Here is a 19,557-nt window from a genome sequence, read left to right as displayed (position 1 = left end):
GCCGCGGGATAGGGCCTGCGCCGAAGGCAGACCCCGCCCCGCAGCGTGCCCGGGTCTTACGTCTGCTGCGGCTCCAGGTCCCTGCCCACGCGCCGCCAGACGCGGATGGACTCGGTGACCGGGTGGGTGTCGCCGAGGACTTGGGAGGCCCTGGACTCCGCCTGTTGCTGGAGCCGTTCGGCCTCCTCCTGGCGGCGCATGTCCCGGAGGGTGATGGCCAGGTTGCCGGTGCTGACCAGGACATCGGGGTGGTTGGCGCCGAACCGGCGGCGGAGACCCTCCATGGCCAGGCGTTCCCACCGTTCGGCGCGGTCGGGGAGCCCCATGTCCCCGTACGCGTTGGCGAGGTTGAGCCCGGCGCACAGTACGGCCGGGTGGTGGTCCCCGAGGGCCTCCGCGAGGGCGTCGCGGGCCTGCTCGCTCAGTTCGGCGGCCTTCTCCGCCTCGCCCATGGCCCGGTGGTAGATGGAGAGGTTGTTGAGGCAGTACATGACGAACGGGTGCTCGGGGCCGAAGATCTCCTTGTACCTCTCCAGCACCTTGTTGGCCAGCTCGATCGCCTGGGCCGCGCCGTTCTCGGGATCCGTGGCGAAGTAGTCGGCGGCGAGATTGAGCCGGCAGGCCAGGGCCTCGGGGATCGTGTTGCCGTACCGGTCGCGGTAGAGGGCGTACGTCTCCCAGGTCTCCTGGGTGATCCGCAGCGCCTCCGCGATCTGGCCGTCCTTGCGCAGGGAGACCGCGAGGCTCTTGTCGACCCGCAGCACCTCGGGCACGTTCGGGTTCATGACCTGTTTGAAGCCCTCGCGCACCTCGCGCAGGATCTCCACCGAGTTCTTGTAGTCGCCCAGTTCCCGCAGGTCACGGGCGTGATGCCCCTTGGTGGTCAGGGTGTAGGGGTGCAGCGGGCCGAGCAGTGCGGTGCGGCGGCGGACCGTGTCGTCGTCGAGCTGCCGGGCGGGTTCGCTGTCGCCGGCCAGCCGGTAGTCGATGGCGAGGTTGTTGGCGGCGGACAAGGTGCGGGGGTGGTCCTCGCCGAAGATCTCGCGGAAGCCCCGGTAGATCAGCTGGTCCAGTTCCAGCGCCTCCTTGAAGCGGCCCACCGCCCTGAGGTCGGCGGCGAAGCTGCCGGAGGTGATCAGGATGCTCGGGTGGTTCTCGCCGAGCAGTTGCCGCTGGTCGGCGAGGGTCTTCTCGTCCAGGTCGAGAGCGTCCTGGTACTGCCCCTGTGAGCGCAGCACGTTCGCCAGTTCGAAGCGGAGGTTGAGGATCTGCTCGTCGGTCGCGTCCGGGAACTCGCCCGACCAGAACTCGTTGAGCTGGGTGCTCAGGGTGCGGGCGGCGTGCAGGTCGCCGCGCTTCCACAGATAGCGGACGCGGTAGACCATCAGCTGCCGCGGGTCCTCCTCCGAGCAGTTCCGGATGTTGGAGGGCGTCAGATGCGGCCAGATCACCTCGTAACCGGGCCACTGCGCGGGGTCGTCCAGGGCCTCCTCGGGCGGCCGGGCGGCGGCGAGGATGCGGTGCACCTCGTGGATGGTGTCGTCGTACTTCAGTTCGTCCATGCCGTCGCGGACGGCGGCCTGCACGAGCCGGTGCACCTGGATCGAGTTGTCGGTCGAGTCGACCTTGGCCAACGCGAAACGGTTCAGTGCCTGGGTGACGCGGCCGAGCATGTAGCGGGCGCGCAGATCCTTGTCGTACGGGAGCAGGGCCCTGATCATCGCGTCGCTGCCGATGAGGCTCATGGAGATGGGCTCGGCGGCGAAGAAGGCGCAGAGTTCGAGGAGGCGGGCGGCGGCCGGTGACTCGTCGCGGAGCCGGTTGATGGAGATGTTCCAGGTGGCGCCGACGGACCTCGGATACTCCACGGCCTGCACGGCCTCCTTGACGGAGAGCACCTGGGTGGACTGTTCGCGCAGCTGCTCGATGTACTCGTCGACGGGCGTGGCCGTCGCCTCCAGCCAGGCCGCCGCGACCTCGATGGCCAGCGGCAGGTCCCCCACTGCGTCGGCGACCAGCCCGCCGTCCTCCTCGCTCAGCCCCGGGACCCGGCGGCACAGGTGCTCCACGCTCTCCTCGCGGGTGAAGACCTCCACCTCCAACGGCTGGACCTTGGGCAGCGTGGGCCGGGTACGGGTGGTGACCAGGATGTGGCCGTAGACGTGGTCGGGGACGGGACCGGTGTACTCCGGGAAACTGTTGAGCACCTTGTCCAGGTCCTCGACGTTGTCGAAGATCAACAGCCAGCGCTCGAACGGCTCCCCCTCCCGGAGGGCCTGGATCACCGACTCGGCGGCCTCCTTCACGTCCTCGCCGACACCGAGGCCGAGGTGCTGCGCGAGAGCCGCCAGCTTCGGCGGCACCAGCTCCGGCTGCTCGGCGTCGACCCACCACACCAGGTCGTAGTCCGCCATGAACCGGTGGGCGTACTCACGTGCGAGCTGCGTCTTGCCCACACCGCCGAGGCCGTGCAGGACCTGCGGTACGCGCTGCCCGGGCCGCCCGGTGGTCAGCTGCTCGCGCAGCCGGTCCAGGATCGTGGAGCGGCCGGTGAACCAGCGGTAGCGGGCCGGAACGTTGGAGACGCGCCGGCCGATGCTGGGGAAACGCAGCCCCCGGGAGCTCGGGGACACGGTGGAGACGGCCTCCGGGCGGTCGAGGCCGTTCAGCAGCGCGCTGTACGCCTGGGTCTCGTTGAGGCCCTTGAGGTCGATGACACCCCGGACGGCGAAGGGATGGCTGAGCTGCACGTCGTCGACGCGTATGGACACCGGCTGCTGCCGCTTCTCCGAACCGCCGGAGTGCACGGCCGCGTCCCACGCCGCCCGCGCCCGACGGGAGTCGACGAAGCTCGGCGAGAGCACGGCGAGCACGCGGTGCGCCCCGCCGGGCATGGCCTCGGCGCCGATCTCCGCCGTGGGCATCGTCTGGACGTTCTTGGGCACCACCTCGAAACCGGCCCCGCGCAGCACCGATTCCAGCCAGTCCACCCACATCCGGTCTTCCGACACGTAGTAGAGCGTCAGCTGGGACAGCGGCACCGGCCGCTGCCGGGTGAACGCGCTCTTGTACTGGGCCCGCTTCGCCTCGCTGATCGGCGGCAGTTTGGTGACCCGCTCCTCGGTGATGACCGAGGTCAGCCGTTCGCAGGCGCTCAGCATGGAGTTGGCCGACTTCGGCGGGTCGCCGAAGGCCGCGAGGATCTCCTCGTAGGCGTAGTACGGCTGGTAGAGGATCTCCGTCGAGGCCCAGTAGTCGGCCAGCTGGTCGGCGTTCATGCCCGCGGGCAGACCGGAGAAACGTTCCCTGGCACGGGCGCGCCCCGCGTCCAGCTTGTCCTTCTCGCCCAGGTCGATGCGCATGGCGACGGGCAGGATGCGGATGCCCTTGTCGCGGTGGAGTTCCTTGATGTCCTGGGCGACGGAGGCGGCGCCCTCGATGCTCTGCTCGCTGAGGGTGTAGCAGACGACGAGCGTGTTGGGCATCTGGACGGTGCAGATGTCCGCGAGGTCGCTGAGGCCGGTACGGCTGTCGATCAGGGTGTAGTCGTAGTAGCGCTGCATGTCGCCGCGCATCGCGTCGAAGAACTGGCCGCCGCCGTAACTGGCGTAGAAACGGTCCCAGTCCATGTTGCCGACGATGGGGTAGTCGCGGTGCCGCTTGCCCGCGGACAGGAAGTCCAGGCTGCCGCCGTCGGGAAAGGCCCAGTCCAGGGAGAGCGCGTGCGGCCGGACCCGCGCGTAGCTGCGGTGCCAGTCCGGTGCCCGGTCGGGCAGATTTCGCAGCGCCTCCCGGCGGTACTCGTCGATCAGGTTGATCAGCCCGGGGGTCCCTCGCAGCAACTGGGCGTCCAGAAAGGGGTGGAAGAACTTGTGGAGGCCGGGTGCCTCCAGGTCCCAGTCCACAGCCAGGACACGGTGTCCGTTCGCGGCCAGGATCCACGCCACATTGGCCAGTGCCATGGTCCGTCCGGTGCCGCCCTTGTACGAGTAGAACGTGATCACGGTGCCGTTGCGGCTCTGTGTCATGCCTCTGCCTTCCGCCCTGTCGGCCAGTTTCGGCCTCGCTCGTCGCGCGCCTTTCGGTGGTCGTGCCAGGTGGTGCCGCCGGGGTCCGTCACCCGGGTCCCGCTGGTGGTTTCCGATGGAGATCCCTCTCAAACTCCCTCAGAAACCCCCCTCAACCCAGGTCGGGTCCCCTCAGCCGTGGAGGCTCGCTCGGTGGTCCCTCCGGTGGATAGGTCTTGCGGTGTTCCCAGTAGTAGTAGACGGCCGAGGAGACCGCGCGCTGCAGTTCGGTGCCGAAAGCGTTCAGATCGCGGAGGCTGCCGTTGGCCGAGTAGTGGCCGGCCCGGTCCGCCATCCGTGAGATCAGCGTCCGGTACGTGAGCTCGTCGAGCTCCTGTTCCTTCTCGGCGGAGACGATGTCGTCCTTGTGCCGCGGGGCCATGACACTGATCCAGGGCCGTTTCTCCCCGCACAGCCTGCCCATGAGCTCCTTGCCCCGCTTGGACTGCAGCGCCCACCGGTCGAGCAGCATGAGCCCGGGCGCCTGGGCCGTCATCCCCTGGAGCATGCGGGTGCTGTCGTCGAGGACCTCGACGTTCACCTTGTAGTCCATGGTGCGCACGAGGTCGGCCGCGTGGTCGCCGAGCGGCAGGGTCGCCTCCGGGTGGTACGGGTTCCAGTCGTGCGGACGGTCCCCGTAGTAGTCCGGCCGGCGGCCCGGCGGCAGTTCCGAACGGGTGCAGGCGAGCACCGATATGTCGAACTCCGGTGGATGCTCCTTGGAGCCGAACGCGGCGGGCTGCGACTCGTAGTCCTTGGAGATCTGGCCCTCGTCCAGATCGGTCTCCTTCGCCACCCGCACGATCTGTTTGGCCAGCCGGTACACGGCCCGCTCGTACTCGTCCTGGAGGTAGCGCAGTTTGGTCAGCCCGTAGAAGCCCTCGTCCGCGTAGTCCTGCCCGAAGGTGGCGTGGTTGAACTGCAGGTCCCTCGCCACCTGCGGCATCTGCGCGGGCTCCACGGGCACCCATAACGCGGGGATGATCGCGTTCTCCCGCTGGGCGCCGCCGCGCGCCCGCTGGTTGACCTGGCGCTGGGAGAAGGCCCACCACTCGCGGCCGCACTGCTCACTGATGAAGTACCGCGGCGAGTACAGCGGCACGAACACCTTGCAGCGTGCCAGGTTCACCGACAGCTCGTCGGTCCACTTGGTGCCCACCGCCATGCCCTGGTCCAGGAATCCGACCTTGGCCCCCCGTGGGAGGTCGGTCAGCTCCATGATGTGCTCGCACAGACCGTCGTACAGCTTCCGCACCCATATGTTGGGGTCGGCGCCACCCGAGTCATGATTCGGCGTGTGCGCGTAGCTGAGGAAGAAGTACGGGCTGCTCCCCCCTCTGCCCAGACCAGCTCCTTGCACGTATGCCCCCCGACGCTCCGTGACTGGGACCCCAGTGTAGGAAGCCACAAGTCCTGTTCGGAACAGGACGAACACACTCGTCTCGGCGGTGTGGTCGCGCCATGGGGCCGTGAGGTAGGCCTGATCGACCGGGAACGAGGACACGGTCGCCCCGAGCATCCGGCCTCCGACCACCCCCGCAGGCTCCCCTAACGCGCCGCCGCCTCCCAGGCATCCCGGTGCTCCGCGGCCACCCGCCGAGCCGCCCGTACGGCATCCGCGCCGACTTCGGCCGTCAGCAGCCCCCGTACGGTGCCCCGCATCCCGGCCACGAACCGCTCCCCGGCCGGGGTGAGCGCGCCGGAGGCCGCCAGGGTTTCGACCGCCTCGGCCGTCTGGTCGCGCCAGCGGGAGAACTGGATCTCGGCGGCACGGGCCTCCTCGCCGGAGGTGGTGCGGCGGCGGGCGAGCCAGAAGTCGATGACCGCGAGATGGGCGTACGTCCCCTGGAGCAGCCCCTCCAGGGGACGTGGGTCGGGACGCCAGGGGGCGTAGAACAGACGTTCGCAGGACGGGTCGTGGAGATCGGTGAGGTCGAGTACGGCCCCGAGCTTGACGTGCTGGAACTCATGGACGAGCAGCAGTGCGAGCGCCTCCGGTGTGGCCGGCCGGGCGATGGCCACCGCGCCGAAGGCGTCCCGGGCGGCCGAGCTGATGTCGTCACCGTCGAGGGAGGGGACGAGCGGGGTGACCACACGGAGCCCGGCGGCGATGCCGGGCGCGTACTGCGGCAGCTCGCGGCGGATCCACGCCCAGGCGGCGGCCAGGTCGGCGCGCCACGCCTCGGCCTCGCGCTCGGTGAGCCGGGGGTGCGCCGGATGCCCGTGGCAGTCCCGCCAGGGATCGGTGTCCTCCAGGGTGACGGCCCAGCCGTCCAGCTCGAACCGCCGACTCCCCTGCCAGGCCCGGTCCTTGGCGCCCTTCCAGGGCATGGTGTACGTCCGCGCGCCCGCGCGCACGGTGAAGCCCTCGGCGTCCGCGCGCACCTCGGCCCGCTCGACGCCCGCCCCCACCGCGAGCGAGCCCAGCGTCGGCAGCCGCAGCAGCCCGTCCCGGACAGGCACGACGACCGTCTCCTCGCGCCCGGCGTGCAACCCGGCCGCCGCGGCGATCTCCGCGACACCGCGCACGGCCGTTTCGGCCGCTTCCGCGTCGCCCCGGAGGGACCGCAGGGCCCAGGGGCGTACGTAGGGGTGGGCCAGGACCCGGTCCACCGACTCCGGTGCCACCCGGTCGAGGACGGTGAGCGTCTCCCAGGCGGCCTCACCCACCGGGGTGTGCGGTGTCTCGTGCCATACGAGTCCCAACAGCTCGCGGCCCAGGGAGAGTTGGTGGCGGGCGAGCAGGTCCGTGGTGAGGGTGGAGCCGAGGCCGGCAGCGAGTTCGTCGAGGTGGTCGTCGGCGAGTGCCGGCTGGATGGACTGGTCGGACTGGTCGGACTGGTCGGACATGTGACGGTCCCGGATGTCGGTGATGAGGCGCAGCAGGTCGGAGCAGTACACGGACGGGTTCAGGAACCCGCTGCCCGTTCTGTACCGGTGGGCGTAGAGCCCGCCGCCGCAGGAGCGCACGACGGGACAGGCCCGGCACTGCTCGGACAGCCCGTCGAGCCCCTGCTGCCGCGCCACGACCCCCGGATGCGCGGCCACCTCGTCGAGCGAGTTGGCGATCACGTCCATACCGGTGACGGGGGCGCCGTCGTACGCCGTCTTCAGGGAGTCGGCCTGTTCGAAGGTCCCGTCGGTCTCGATCACGGCGAGGTCGGCCGGGGCCAGCCCCAGTGCCTCGGTCAGACTGCTGTCGCCGCGCAGGGTGCGAAGGATGGAGTCGAAGACGCGTACGTCCATGGGGCGGCCGTCCGCGAGCCAGCGCTCGTGGACCGCCAGCAGCCAGCGCGCGTAGGCCGTGCCGTCGGTGTCGTCGGCCGGGCGCATGGGGGGCTCGTCCCAGGTGGCGTGCGGGAGGAGGAAGTCGACGCGCGGCGGGGTGAGTTCGGCGAGGGCGTCGTAGACCGCGACCGGGTCGTTGCGTACGTCGATGGTGCAGAGGATGCCCGCGAAGAGATGGCGGTAGCGGGGCTGGTTGAGCAGGGCGATGCCTCTGAGGACCCGGTCGTGGCTGCTGCGCCCGTTGGCGTAGCGGCGGTGCAGGTCGTTCGCGGCCTTGTCGCCGTCCAGCGAGACGCCGACCTTGATGTCGAACTCCGCGAACAGATCCAGGAACCGCTCGTCGAGCGTGACGGCGTTGGTGTGGATCCGGAGATCCAGCTCGCACACACCACTGAGCGCCTTGTTGAGTTCTTCGGCCGCTCTACGCAGCCGGGTCCGTCCGGCGAGGAGCGGCTCGCCCCCGTGGAGAACCACATGGGCGGTGTCCAGGCCATGGGCTGTCGCATGTTCGGCGATGCGTTCCGCCGTCGCCCGGAGAATCGCGTCGGACGTCACAATGGGCCGACCGCGCCAACTTTGGTCCGCATGCTCGAAGACGTAGCAGTGGTCACATGCCAGATCGCAGCGGCTGTGCATTTTGAGCACGAATTGGCTTAGGGGGTGGGGTGGTCGGCCCATGGGTGTCATGAGGGTGGTGTCTGTTCTCGATCGAGGTGATCGATGAGGTCAGACCGAGCTCTGGAAAGCCGCGACCGAGACCCGGCCGGGGCCCCGTCCCTCGACACCGTTCGACACGGCACGCGTCACCGCGCGTGACAACGCACCGTTACTCTGCGCGGCCAACTGCACCAGGGGAATTCGCTCCGGACCGACAGCGGTCGGCTTTCCCGGCTCTTCGGCCGCGGCGTCGAGGGAAGCGTTCATTCGGACCTCATCTATCTGTCCGGGCCGATCAGCACGGCACGGACTGGCTGGAGACCTGCATAAAGACTGCATAGCACCGGCTGGGCGGTGCCGCCTGCTGAGGGCCGATCATGAACGCGTAGTGGCCGACGACATAGAGCGGGCATCAGATGCCAGCCGGCCACTGATTGCGAGCAGACCATAGCCCCCGGAGCCAAGAGCCGATGCCACACCCCACGGAATAAACGTGGGCCATGTCACACTCCTGGGTGAGTGTGTGCACCCCGCGCCCACCGCCGGCGCAGGACTCACCGCCATGTCCCCTGGTCAGCCTCGCAATTCCCGAGGATGGCCAACCGAGTGAAGGCCTGGAACTTTTTTACCAAATCTTCACTCGCGAGGTGGGCCTGACGTTTGATCAACTCCTACTGATTCAGGCGTAGTTGACCCGCTCGGCGAACGCGGACCACAAGACGGGAGCGAGCGCCTCACACCCACGCGCCCGGCCCCTGCCCCCCATACGAGTCACTCTCCGTAACCTCCCGTCGAGTGCTTGCCGACTGTGACGCCGACGCCGAGCCGCTGGTTCCCACGCGGCTCCGCCTTCGGGCCAGGAGCATCAGGAGCCCCCGGAATGAGAAATCGCGAGCAATAGCCCATTGGTGAGCATCGCTGTCGCGCCAGCGTGACGCTTGCCACTTGTAAAGCGCTAGGGCGGCTTCAGGGTTCTCAGTACTCTCAGGTCCCTCACAGCCGTGCCCCAGCCCGCTGACGGCGTGCGTTCATAGCTTCGGCGGCATGACGGGAAACCAGGCAAAGCACAAGAGCAAAACGATCACTCGGCGCCGGGCGCTCGCGGTGACCGGGGGTACGGTCGCGGCCGGGGCGACGGCCACGGCGTCGGCGACAAGCAGCAGCAGTAGTGAGTGCATGACGCTGATGACCAGCGTCACCGAGGGGCCGTACTACCTCGACGGCGCGCTGGTCAGGAAGGACATCACCGAAGGCAAGAGCGGCGTTCCCCTGACGCTGCGGCTGACCGTCGTGGACGCCACCGACGGCTGTACGCCGGTGCCCGGCGCGGCCGTGGAGATCTGGCACTGCGACGCACGGGGGCTACTACTCCGGCCACACCACCGCGAACCCCGGAGGCTCGGCCCCGGCCGAGAGCGAGGAAGTTCGAGACGATCTTCCCCGGTTGGTACACCCCGCGCACCTGCCACCTCCACGTGAAGGTGCACACCGGCGGCGAGAAGGAGGACGGTACCTACGAGGGCGGCAAGGTCAACTACACCGGCCAGTTCTTCTTCGACGACGAGATCGCCCAGCAGATCTTCACGCTCGAGCCCTACTCCCAGCACTCCGGCAGCTGCACCACCCTCGACAACGACATGGTGTACGACGGCGGCGGCGCCGCCAGCGGCCTGCTCACCCTCAAGGCCGTGAAGACGGGCAACCCGGCCCGGGGCTATAGGGGCTCCCTCACCCTCGGCATCGACCCGGACGCCGAGAACACCGGAGCCGGCAGCGGCGGAGGCGGCGAGGGCGGTACGCCCCCATCCGGCGAGCCCCCGGCGGACGCCCCGACCGACAGCGCCTCCGCCTCCGCATCCGCCTCCGCGTCGGCCTCGTAGGTAAGCCCATGAGCAGCCGCGAGGACGAGACGCTCGCGCAGGCCGCCGTGGCCGCGCTGACATGGCAGCTGGAAGTGACCCCCAAGCCCGGTCTGCCCGACCCGCGCGACCTCGACGCGCGGGTCACCCGGCAGGACCACCGGGCCCTGCGCTGGTCGGCGAAGGCACTGATGCCCGGCCTCGCGGCCATGGCGGCCTGCGCCCGCCGCAACGGCACCCCGACGCCCGAACTCCGGGCCGAACTCGGAGCGATAGGGCGCTCCACCGAGCACTCGGTACAGCTCGCCGGGGGTGGTCATCGTGGCGCCACCTGGGTGCTCGGGCTCCTGGTCGCCGCGGCGGCGCTGGAGCCGGGTGCGCGGGGGCGCGAACTGGCCGCCACCGCGAAGCGGATCGCCGCCCACCCCGAACGCCGGGCGCCCAAACGGCCCTCCCGGGGCTCCTCGGTCTCCGCGAAGTACGGGGCGGCCGGTGCCCGGGGCGAGGCCCGGGCCGGTTTCCCCCATGTGCGCCGGGCACTTGACGTCCTGCCCAAGGCCCGCTCAGCCGGTACGCCGGAGCCGTACGCCCGCCTCGACGCCCTGCTGACGGTCATGTCGACCCTCCAGGACACCGAGCTCCTCTACTCGGCCGGCCCGCACGGCCTCCGCCACGTCCAGGCCGGCGCCCGCGCCGTCCTCGACGCGGGCGGTACGACGACGGAGGCCGGCCGCGAGGCGCTCACGCACTCGACACGGGCCTCCAGCAGCGGTGCTGGAGGCCCAAGGGGAGCGGATCACTGCTGGCGGGTGCGCTGCTCGTGGATGCCTGGCCCGCGTGAGAGTTCGGGGGCGCGGTTTGTGCGGCGGGTGCGAGTGGGGCGCGACCAGCCCCCACTCACCCGCAGACGACAACGGCCGAGCAACCCCGCGTCAGCTCTTCAGCGAGGCCATCCACACCTCGACTTCATCCGACCGCCGAGGCAGCGCAGCGCTCAGGTTCCGGTTGCCGTCCTCCGTCACCAGGATGTCGTCCTCGATCCGGACGCCGATCCCCCGGTACTCCTCGGGCACGGTCAGGTCGTCCGTCTGGAAGTACAGCCCGGGCTCGACGGTCAGCACCATCCCCGGCTCCAACGTCCCGTCGACGTACGCCTCCACCCGCGCCGCCGCGCAGTCGTGGACGTCCATGCCGAGCATGTGGCCGGTGCCGTGCAGCGTCCACCGGCGCTGCAACCCCAGCTGGAGCACGCGCTCCACGGGCCCTTCCACGAGCCCCCACTCCACCAGCCGCTCGGCCAGCACCCGCTGGGCCGCGTCGTGGAAGTCGCGGTACTTGCCGCCGGGCTTGACCGCCTCGATCCCGGCCTCCTGGGCGTCGTACACGGCGTCGTAGATCTTCCGCTGGATCTCGCTGTAGGTGCCGTTGATCGGCAGCGTGCGGGTGACGTCGGCGGTGTAGTACGTGTGGGTCTCGACGCCCGCGTCGAGCAGGAGCAGGTCGCCGGGGCGCACCGGGCCGTCGTTACGGACCCAGTGGAGGGTGCAGGCGTGCGGGCCGGCGGCGCAGATGGAGCCGTAGCCGACATCGTTGCCCTCGACCCGGGCACGCAGAAAGAACGTTCCCTCGATGTAGCGCTCCGAGGTCGCCTCGGCCTTGTCGAGCACGCGTACGACGTCCTCGAAGCCGCGCACGGTCGAGTCGACCGCCTTCTGCAGCTCGCCGATCTCGAACTCGTCCTTGACCAGCCGCGCCTCGGAGAGAAAGACCCGCAGCTCCTCGTCGCGCTCGCCGGTGACCTTGTCGGTGAGCGCGGCCTCGATGCCCGCGTCGTACCCGCGTACGACCCGGACCGGGCCGGTGGCCTCGCGCAGCTTGTCGGCCAGTTCGCGCACGTCGGCTGCCGGGATCCCGTAGAGCTTCGCCGACTCGGTCAGCGAGTGCCGGCGGCCGACCCACAGTTCGCCCTGGCCGGACAGCCAGAACTCGCCGTTCTCGCGGTCGGAGCGCGGCAGCAGGTAGATCGTCGCCTCGTGGCCCGCACCGGAGGGCTCCAGGACCAGGACGCCGTCCTCCGTCTGGTTGCCGGTGAGGTACGCGTACTCCACCGACGCCCGGAAGGGGTACTCGGTGTCGTTCGAGCGGGTCTTGAGTTTTCCGGAGGGGATCACCAGGCGCTCACCGGGGAAGCGCGCGGAGAGCGCGGCGCGGCGGGCGGCGGTCTCGGCGGCCTGGGCGATCGGCTGCAGATCGTGCAGCTCGGTGTCGGCCCAGCCCGACTTCATGTTCTCGGCCAGCTCGTCGGACACGCCCGGGTACAGGCCGTTCTTGCGCTGCTTGATGGGCTCCTCGGCTTCGGTGGCCTCGTTCTCCGGGGTCGCCGGCTCGAGCTCGTCCGCCACGGTCATCCTCCTAGGTACGGCACTGGACCCCGTCCATCGTACGGTCGTAGGAGGCGGGGCCCAGGGCCGCAGGACCACTTACCGGTGGTCATGGGGAGGTCACTCGAAGCGTGCCGCCAGCAGCACCACGTCCTCCGTGCCACCGTCCCCCGGACTCGACTTCGCTCGACCGGGACGGGCCCCCAGGTCCCGCTCGTCCGGGAGCATGCCGCGCAGCACGTGGTCGGCGATCGCGCCGGCGTCGGTGCGCAGGGAGCGGGGTACGCCGGCCGCCGCCGTGTGGAGGCGGGCGAAGGCACGGTCGATGGGCTCGCCGGTGCGCTGGAGGAGGCCGTCGGTGTAGAGCAGGACGGTTTCTCCTGGCTCGGCGGTGAACTCGACGCTGGGCGCCTCCCAGCAGGCGAGCATGCCGAGCGGCGCGGACAGGGACGTCTCCACGTACTCCGTGCGCCGCGCGCCGATCACCAGCGGCGGGCTGTGCCCGGCCCCGGCGAGCGTGAGCTTGCGCAGCGCGGGCTCGACGTAGGCGAAGAGGGCCGTGGCGCTGCGGGCGGGCTCGGTCAGGCGCAGCAGCAGCTCCAGGTCGGACAGGACGGCGACCGGATCCTCGCCCTCCATCACGGCGTACGCGCGCAGGGAGGCCCGCAGCCGTCCCATCGCGGCGATCGCACTGGGCCCCGACCCGGTCACCGAGCCGACCGCGAGGCCGAGCGCGGCGTCGGGCAGCGGCAGCGCGTCGTACCAGTCGCCTCCGCCGCGCGGCCCGGTGCGGTGCCGGGCGGCGAGCTGGACGCCGGCGACCCGGGGCAGCCGGGAGGGGAGCAGTTCCTCGGCGATGGTCGCCATGCACGCGCGCGTGCGCTCGACCTCGACGAGCCGCGCCAGGTGCTCGGCGGCGTGGCGCGCGTACAGCCCGACGATGTGACGCTGCCGCTCGACGGGCTCGGCGGGTTCGTCGTAGAGCCATACGGCGGCGCCGAGGCGGCCCGCGCCTTCGGTGGACAGGGGCAGCGCATAGCTCGCCGCGTATCCGAGCCGGGCGGCGACCTCGCGGTGGCGGGGGTCGAGTCCGTCCTCGGCGAACAGATCGGGCTGGGCGATCTCGCCGTCACCGCCCGGCAGCCCGTCGAGGATGCGCCCGTACGGCAGGGAGCTGCGCGGCACGGTCTCCATGTGACCGAGGTCGGCGCGGCCGAGGCCGAGGCCGATGGTCCGGTCCGGGCCGAGTCCGTCGCCCGGCTCCAGTACGACGAGACCGCGCCGGGCGCCCACGAGGGCGGCTCCGGCTCGCAGTGCTTCGTCGAGGGCACTGTCGAGTGAGTCCGTGCGGGTCAGCCGCTCGGTGAGTTCGTGCAGCGTCGTGAGGTCGGAGACCCAGCCCGCGAGTCTGTCCTGGAGAACGGCCCCGGGGGCGGTGCCCGGTCCGGTGGCACCCGAACCTGTGACAGCAGTGGCCGATGGGGCGCCCGGGGCGGCTTGCGTCGGCGCGACAGTGTGTGCGGGGGAGGGAACCGTTGAATCGATTCCAGCCACTTTCGGAGGGTGAGGGGCGTTCATGGTGTCCGGCTTTCCGACCGGTGCGTATTGCTCAAAAGCATCGCAAACCCCCATGTCATTCTGCGCCGCTAGCAGTGTCTCCACATGTACACGCACTCGTGAGGGGATGTCCAGCATTGTCCTGCTGGGATATCTGGTGTCCAATGAGGTTCCGTTGGGCGTCTGTCAGGTTATTGTCCAGTCCTTTGAAAAAGAGAAAGTTGGCTTAAAAGTGTTGTGGGAAGCGGTGTACTGAGGTCGACTGGCCTTGTTCAACAGAGCGTCACAGCGGTCGTGATGGGTACGTACCCGGTGAAGGCCAGGGGGCGGCGCAAGCCACCCGGAACCTGGCGACTGAACCCGGCGTCCTATCCACCGACGACCGAGCCCCATCCTCCCGTGGCGGAGGCGGCGAGCACATGCGAGACGGCAAAACGCCAGGGCGCCGCCACCCCACGCCAGGCCCATGCTTTTGACAGACGCAAGTCGACGCAGACGCAAGCGCAAGCGATGGACGCGGACGTAGCCACAGTTCGACCCCCAGGGGTGCCCCATGTTCCCGGGCCTCCCCTCGTTGTCGGGCCTCCCTTGTCCGCGAACAGGGGTGTGATGCGCCAGCAGGTACGCACAGTGCAGTGAACGACACATGTTGTGATGTGACCCACAGTGTTGCCATGCGTGCAACGGAAAGGACGAGCGCTGATGCGCGAGATCCCCGGAAGGCGACGCAGGCTCCTGTCCAAGCGCAACGGCGGGAGGCCCGAGCTGCTCGAGCAGGCCCTGACGTTCGCGACGGAATGGCAGTGGCCCGTACTCCCGGGTGTGGCGCCGGACCCGCAGGGGCGCGCCCGCTGCGGCTGCCCGGACCCGGAGTGCGTGGTGCCCGGCGCTCACCCCTTCGACCCCGGTCTGCTCGCCGCCACCACGGATGAGCGCATGGTCCGCTGGTGGTGGACCAACCGGCCCACCGCCCCCATCGTGCTGGCCACCGGCGGGAAGGCCCCCTGCGCCGTGAGCCTGCCGGCTCTCGCCGCCTCCCGTGCCCTCGCCGCGCTCGACCGCACCGGGATGCGCCTCGGCCCCGTCGTCGCCGCCCCGCACCGCTGGGCGATCCTCGTCGCGCCGTACTCCATGGAGCAGTTGGGCGAGCTGCTGTACGCCAAGGACTTCGTCCCCGGCTCCCTCCGCTTCCACGGCGAGGGCGGCTATCTCGCCCTGCCCCCCTCCGAGACCGGCCACGGCCTGATCCGCTGGGAGCGCGCGCCGCTGCCCGGCTCGGCCGCGCCCTGGGTCCCCGACGTCGAGGCCGTGGTGGACGCGGTCGTCGACGCCCTCACTCGTACGGGTGTGAGCGCGCCCGAGTTCTGAGCGCGCCCGGCGCGGGCGGGGTCGGGCGCCCCCGGTCGTCGTTATCTTCCGCACATGCAGCGTCTTCCCGGGGGCCACGGGGCCCCGCCACCGCGCGGCCGTCACAGCTCTCCCCCGCCCCGGAGCCACCGAGCACCGAAGCCGCCGCGTGGCGGGCCGCATCAGCGCGAGCCGGGCGCGCCGGATGCGCGCGAGTACGGCGGCCCGGATGCGCGCGAGTACGGCAGGCCGGACGGGCCGGATGCACGCAGGCTTCGGCTGGCGGGGCTGACCGTCGCGGTGGTGGTCGCGCTGGGTCTGCCGCTCGTCGCGTCCGCCGTACCGATCGGCGACGCCGACGACACGGCCCGCCGTACGTCCCACACGTCACGCACTTCTGAACGCGCCGGCGTCGGCGCGGTCGCCGAGCGCGACGGGGCCGACGGCAAGACGAACGACGGTGGAGACGCGGGGGACCCGGCCCGTTCGCACCTGCTGCTCGGCCTCGGACTCGCCACCGCCACCCGCTGTGGGCCCGAACTCACCTCCCCCGACGGCATCGAGGCGCAGACGTGTGTCCTCACGCAGGGTGACGAAACGTGGGCACGCACGTACTACCGCAACGCGACCGGACGAGAGCTGCGTTCGGTCCTCAGCATGATGGGGCCCGGCGGCCGCACCGTGCGCATGCACTGCGTCGTGGGCGCGGAGGACGAGCCGGGGGCGTGCGAGACACCGAGGGAGCGCACGCGGGGCGAGATGGGGGCGTACACGGCCGTGGCGGAGTTCGCGGCGCCCGACGGGAGCGGGCCGCTGCTGTTGCGCTCAGGGAGCAACTCAGGCCCGTCGTAAGGCGGTTGACGCCGAGGGGGGTTCCGTACAGCGCGGGGGCCGCGGAACCCGGGCATGAAAAGACCCGGTTGCTGGCGACGGGGGATGCACCAGCAACCGGGCTAATGAAACCGTAACAAGAGATCGGCGGTTCGCAAATTCGATCTCGGGTATTCGGACACGAATTTGCCTGTCACGTAGGGGAGTTGTGACAGGAGTCACCACAATGCGAACGCACTCGATCAGCTGACCGCCCTGACCGGTCCGGTCGGCCCGCGACTGTGTGTCAGCTGAGCGTGACCTGCCGGTTGGTGAGTCCGCCGCGCGCCCGACGCTCGTCCGCGGTGAGCGGGGACTCGTCGGCCAGGGCGGCGGCGAGGCGCTCGGCGAACTCGGCCGCGGGCTTCTCGACGTCGTCCGCGCCGACCCCGCTGGGGAGGTCCCAGACCGGCACCGTGAGCCCGTGAGCACGGAAGGAGCCCACCAGACGGGTGCCCTCACCCAGGCTGGAGCGGCCCGCCGCGTGCAGCCGCGCGAGAGCGTCCAGAAGCCGCTCCTCGGGGTGCGGCATGACCCACCGCAGGTGGTTCTTCTCGGGGGTCTCGCACCAGTACGCCGCGTCCACGCCCGAGAGCTTCACGGTCGGGATGGCCGCCGAGTTGGCCCGCTCCAGGGAGGCGGTCACCTCCGGAGTCGCGTTCTCCGGGTCCGGAACCCAGAACTCGAACCCCGAGTGCACAACTGGCTCGAACGCGCCTTCGGGGTCGAGCAGATCCTGCAGTCGCGGACCGTCGGCCGGGGCGCGCCGGCCCTGGACCGGGGTGCCCGGCTCGGCGGCGAGCGCGCGCCGGAGGGTGTCGGCGAGGTCGCGGCTGATGTCGCCGGAGGCCGTGTCGTTCTGCAGGCCGATCAGCACCGAGCCGTCGTCGCGGCGCAGCGCGGGCCAGGCCATCGGCAGGACGGTGGCGAGCGTGACCGACGGGACGCCCTCGGGGAGCGCTTCCCTCAGCTTCAGCTCGACGGTGGCGGCGGGCACCAGCTCGCGCAGCGCGACCCAGTCGCACTCGCCGGGCAGCCCCTCGAACGGGCGGTGCACCAGCTCCGTCACCGCCTGCGCGGCGGCCCGGCCGTGACAGGCCTTGTAGCGGCGGCCGCTGCCGCAGGGGCACTGTTCCCGCGCGCCGACGACGGGAACCTGCCCATCGGCGCCCGCGGCGCCGACTCCACCGGTGCCCTGGGGGCGCTTGGCCTTCGTATGGGGTCGCTTCTTGGCCATCGTGGGTGTCTCCCGATCACGGCTCGTCTCGTACTGGCGCGAGCCTAGCCGCTCGTACGACGCCCGACGGGACCCCTGTGGACAACGCACCGAGTCGTCCCGGAACCGGCGGTTCGGGCCCGGTTGTCCAGCACCTGATCAAGGGGCGTTCGTGTCGGCGGGGGCGTCGGACTTGGACAGGGTGAGCTCGGGCGGAGAGGGCTCGGTGCGCGGGCCGGGGCGCGCCGGTCCGCGTTCGCGTCCCGGGCCGAGGGCGAGGCCATCGCCGTATGGCCGCGGTCGGAGGCCGCGCGGGCGAAGTCGGCTCGGGGCCCGCGAGCAGAGCGAGGAGAAGCTGGACTTGGCGCGTGCGCCGGCCCGAGTGTGCCGGACTCGGTTCGGTGTGCCCGTTCAGGTCGCCGTCGGCCGGTGGTGTCGGGTCCGGCAGTCATGGCCCGTGGTCGCGGCTTTCGCCGCCGGGCCGGTGGTGTCGGTCGCGCGTCACGTTCCCGTCGCGTGGATCCCAGGCGCGCCGCCCCGACCGTCGGTCTCAGACCTCGGTCTCAGACCTCGGCCTCAGGTGTCGGCGTCAGACGTCGGCCTCGCTCGGTCAGTCCAGGTCGTCGAACGCGTCGGCGAAGTCCAGGTCGGGGATTGTGGAGACCGGTGGTGCGGTGATGCGGGTGGCGAAGTCGTCGCGGCGGTGGGTGCGGTGTACGTCGTTGTGGACGACGACCCAGACCGTGACCTCGCCGCGGGCGTCGTCCCGTACGCCCCAGTCGTCGGCCAGTGCGGTGACGATGTTCAGCCCGCGGCCGCCGTGGGCGGTGACCGAGGGCGTGGACGGAACGGGGCGGGTCGGACCACCGCCGTCCGTCACCTCGACGGTGAGCCGCCCCGAAGGGTCCACGCGCCAGGCGCAGCGCACATCGCCGTCACCGGCCAGGGCGTCGCCGAGGGGCCTGCCGTGCTTGCAGGCATTGCTGAGTAGTTCGGAAAGGATCAGTAGGGCGTCGTCGATCACCGATTCCGCCACACCGCCATCGCGCAACTGATCACGCATCCGATGCCGTGCTTCCCCCACGCCCGCAGGGCCATGGGGTACGGCCATGCTCGACGACGTGGGCACCTCCTGTGCCACCACCAACGCCACCCCCGAGACCTCCTTCGCCCCACGCCACGGTGTGAATGCCCCATTGGACTGGACTGGAAACCGGCCAGCACGCGTGCTCTGACGCACTCCTGACGTTCGAATACAGACCGAACGCGCCGGTGCACTCCCCGTAATGAGATGGCTGAATTTCGTCCCTAATATGCCGACTTCTCCTCCGGCTCAGGTCAGCCTTCTTGGCGGAATTCTTACCTCCGGCCGAACGCCGTACCGCGGGGGCAGCGGGCCGGTGGCGCGCTTGGAGGCGTTCGCGCGGGCTTCCCGGGTGTGAACAGCGGGGTGTTCGAATCGGTTGCGGGCGGGGCGCTCGGCGCCGTACTCCCCGGCGTGGTCAGCGGCCCAGTTGGTGGAGGACCGCACGGGGGCGGTTGGTGATGATGGCGTCGACGCCCAGGCCGACGCAGAGGTCGACGTCCTCGGGTTCGTTCACGGTCCATACGTGCACCTGGTGGCCAGCCTTCTTCAGGCGCTCGATGTACGCGGGGTGGTTGCGCACGATCCTGATGGAGGGGCCCGCGATTCGGACACCGGCCGGCAGCCGCCCGTCGCGCAGGCGGGGCGAGACGAACTGCATGAGGTAGACGGTCGGGAGCGCCGGGGACGCGGCCCGCACGCGGTGCAGTGAGCGCGCCGAGAAGCTCATGATCCGAACCGACGACTCGGCGGCCGACGCCGGTGTGTCCAGCCCGAACCGCTTGAGCAGGACCAGGAGCCGCTCCTCGACCTGCCCCGCCCAGCGCGTGGGGTGCTTGGTCTCGATGGCCAACTCCACCCGGCGGCCCGCGTCGGCGACGAGTTCGAGCAGCCGTTCAAGGGTGAGGACGGAGGTGTCGGCGCGGTCCTCCGGGGCGACTTCCCAGTCGGGGGCCTCGTCGCCGTTCTTCCAGGAGCCGAAGTCCAGGGCGGCGAGGTCGGCGAGTTCCAGGGCGGAGACCGCGCCGCGGCCGTTCGACGTACGGTTGACGCGTCGGTCGTGGACACAGACGAGATGGCCGTCCGCGGTCAGCCGGACATCGCATTCGAGGGCGTCGGCGCCGTCCTCGATCGCCTTCTTGTACGCGGCCAGGGTGTGCTCGGGGGCGTCCTCGGAGGCTCCGCGGTGGGCGACGACCTGAATCGGGAGCTGTCGTGCGTGGGTCACCGC

13 protein-coding genes and 1 pseudogene are annotated in these 19,557 nt (G+C 70.6%); 5 read left to right on the top strand and 9 right to left on the bottom strand.

The annotated features are described in order from the left end of the window. Positions 1-56 precede the first annotated feature (56 nt). The 4 genes from fxsT to fxsA form a co-directional block, all read right to left on the bottom strand. Positions 57-4,028, bottom strand: a complete 3,972-nt coding sequence (gene fxsT, locus CES90_RS09940; RefSeq protein WP_189780945.1) for an FxSxx-COOH system tetratricopeptide repeat protein — start codon at positions 4,026-4,028, stop codon at positions 57-59. A gap of 151 nt (positions 4,029-4,179) precedes the next feature. Continuing rightward, positions 4,180-5,427: a TIR-like protein FxsC gene (locus tag CES90_RS09935; protein WP_229913590.1), complete on the bottom strand. Its 1,248-nt coding sequence runs from the start codon at positions 5,425-5,427 to the stop codon at positions 4,180-4,182. Positions 5,428-5,615: 188 nt separating this feature from the next. Then, positions 5,616-8,042, bottom strand: a complete 2,427-nt coding sequence (locus CES90_RS09930; RefSeq protein ID WP_189780947.1) for an FxsB family cyclophane-forming radical SAM/SPASM peptide maturase — start codon at positions 8,040-8,042, stop codon at positions 5,616-5,618. A gap of 39 nt (positions 8,043-8,081) precedes the next feature. Then, a complete protein-coding gene (fxsA, locus tag CES90_RS09925; protein WP_189780948.1) occupies positions 8,082-8,279 on the bottom strand; it encodes an FxSxx-COOH cyclophane-containing RiPP peptide in 198 nt (65 codons plus the stop codon). Positions 8,280-9,056: 777 nt separating this feature from the next. Here fxsA and CES90_RS52440 point away from each other — a divergent pair. The 3 genes and pseudogenes from CES90_RS52440 (at position 9,057) to CES90_RS09915 (ending at position 10,712) form a co-directional block, all read left to right on the top strand. Further along, a complete protein-coding gene (locus tag CES90_RS52440; protein ID WP_444545332.1) occupies positions 9,057-9,491 on the top strand; it encodes a peptidase associated/transthyretin-like domain-containing protein in 435 nt (144 codons plus the stop codon). Then, positions 9,488-9,892 (top strand): hypothetical protein, encoded by a 405-nt coding sequence (locus CES90_RS52435; protein ID WP_444545333.1) that lies wholly within the window; start codon positions 9,488-9,490, stop codon positions 9,890-9,892. The genes CES90_RS52440 and CES90_RS52435 overlap by 4 nt, the downstream gene beginning before the upstream one ends. Before the next feature lie 8 nt (positions 9,893-9,900). Continuing rightward, positions 9,901-10,712 (top strand): annotated as a pseudogene (locus CES90_RS09915) (triphosphoribosyl-dephospho-CoA synthase). A 91-nt stretch (positions 10,713-10,803) separates the two neighbouring features. Here CES90_RS09915 and CES90_RS09910 read toward each other — a convergent pair. Together CES90_RS09910 and CES90_RS09905 are read right to left on the bottom strand one after the other, a co-directional pair. Next, entirely contained in the window at positions 10,804-12,273 is a 1,470-nt protein-coding gene (locus CES90_RS09910) for an aminopeptidase P family protein (protein ID WP_373313263.1), read from the bottom strand. 99 nt (positions 12,274-12,372) lie between these two features. Further along, the gene (locus CES90_RS09905; protein WP_189781104.1) at positions 12,373-13,947 is read right to left on the bottom strand and encodes a PP2C family protein-serine/threonine phosphatase; all 1,575 of its coding nucleotides are present in this window, start codon (positions 13,945-13,947) and stop codon (positions 12,373-12,375) included. 564 nt (positions 13,948-14,511) lie between these two features. Between CES90_RS09905 and CES90_RS09900 the strand changes: the two genes are divergently transcribed. Next, complete coding sequence (locus CES90_RS09900; protein ID WP_189780950.1) at positions 14,512-15,177, top strand: bifunctional DNA primase/polymerase; 666 nt, start codon at positions 14,512-14,514, stop codon at positions 15,175-15,177. Positions 15,178-15,435: 258 nt separating this feature from the next. Beyond that, on the top strand, positions 15,436-16,008 hold the full coding sequence (locus CES90_RS09895; protein ID WP_373313271.1) for a hypothetical protein: 573 nt from the start codon (positions 15,436-15,438) through the stop codon (positions 16,006-16,008). A gap of 265 nt (positions 16,009-16,273) precedes the next feature. On the opposite strand, the gene CES90_RS09890 is transcribed toward CES90_RS09895, so the two are convergent. The 3 genes from CES90_RS09890 to CES90_RS09880 all read right to left on the bottom strand — a co-directional run bounded on the left by CES90_RS09890 (position 16,274) and on the right by CES90_RS09880 (position 19,554). Further along, entirely contained in the window at positions 16,274-17,263 is a 990-nt protein-coding gene (locus tag CES90_RS09890) for a DUF5926 family protein (RefSeq protein ID WP_189780951.1), read from the bottom strand. Positions 17,264-17,852: 589 nt separating this feature from the next. Further along, positions 17,853-18,395 carry an ATP-binding protein gene (locus CES90_RS09885; protein WP_373313264.1) on the bottom strand — a complete coding sequence of 181 codons (543 nt, stop codon included), beginning with the start codon at positions 18,393-18,395 and terminating at the stop codon, positions 17,853-17,855. A 349-nt stretch (positions 18,396-18,744) separates the two neighbouring features. Next, on the bottom strand, positions 18,745-19,554 hold the full coding sequence (locus tag CES90_RS09880; RefSeq protein WP_189780953.1) for a glycerophosphodiester phosphodiesterase: 810 nt from the start codon (positions 19,552-19,554) through the stop codon (positions 18,745-18,747). Between the last annotated feature and the right edge of the window lie 3 nt (positions 19,555-19,557).

Source organism: Streptomyces capitiformicae (assembly GCF_002214185.1).
Classification (GTDB): domain Bacteria; phylum Actinomycetota; class Actinomycetes; order Streptomycetales; family Streptomycetaceae; genus Streptomyces; species Streptomyces capitiformicae.
Note: the sequence above shows the minus strand (reverse complement) of the source record. Positions and strands in the feature narration are given on the sequence as shown.

Excerpts from the sequence above, each read along its gene's own strand:
- CES90_RS52440 (WP_444545332.1), top strand. The coding sequence starts at position 9,057 with ATGACGGGAAACCAGGCAAAGCACAAGAGCAAAACGATCACTCGGCGC.
- CES90_RS09905 (WP_189781104.1), bottom strand. The coding sequence starts at position 13,947 with ATGCTGGACATCCCCTCACGAGTGCGTGTACATGTGGAGACACTGCTA.
- CES90_RS09890 (WP_189780951.1), bottom strand. The coding sequence starts at position 17,263 with ATGGCCAAGAAGCGACCCCATACGAAGGCCAAGCGCCCCCAGGGCACC.
- CES90_RS09930 (WP_189780947.1), bottom strand. The coding sequence starts at position 8,042 with ATGACACCCATGGGCCGACCACCCCACCCCCTAAGCCAATTCGTGCTC.
- fxsT (WP_189780945.1), bottom strand. The coding sequence starts at position 4,028 with ATGACACAGAGCCGCAACGGCACCGTGATCACGTTCTACTCGTACAAG.
- CES90_RS09900 (WP_189780950.1), top strand. The coding sequence starts at position 14,512 with ATGCGCGAGATCCCCGGAAGGCGACGCAGGCTCCTGTCCAAGCGCAAC.
- fxsA (WP_189780948.1), bottom strand. The coding sequence starts at position 8,279 with ATGAACGCTTCCCTCGACGCCGCGGCCGAAGAGCCGGGAAAGCCGACC.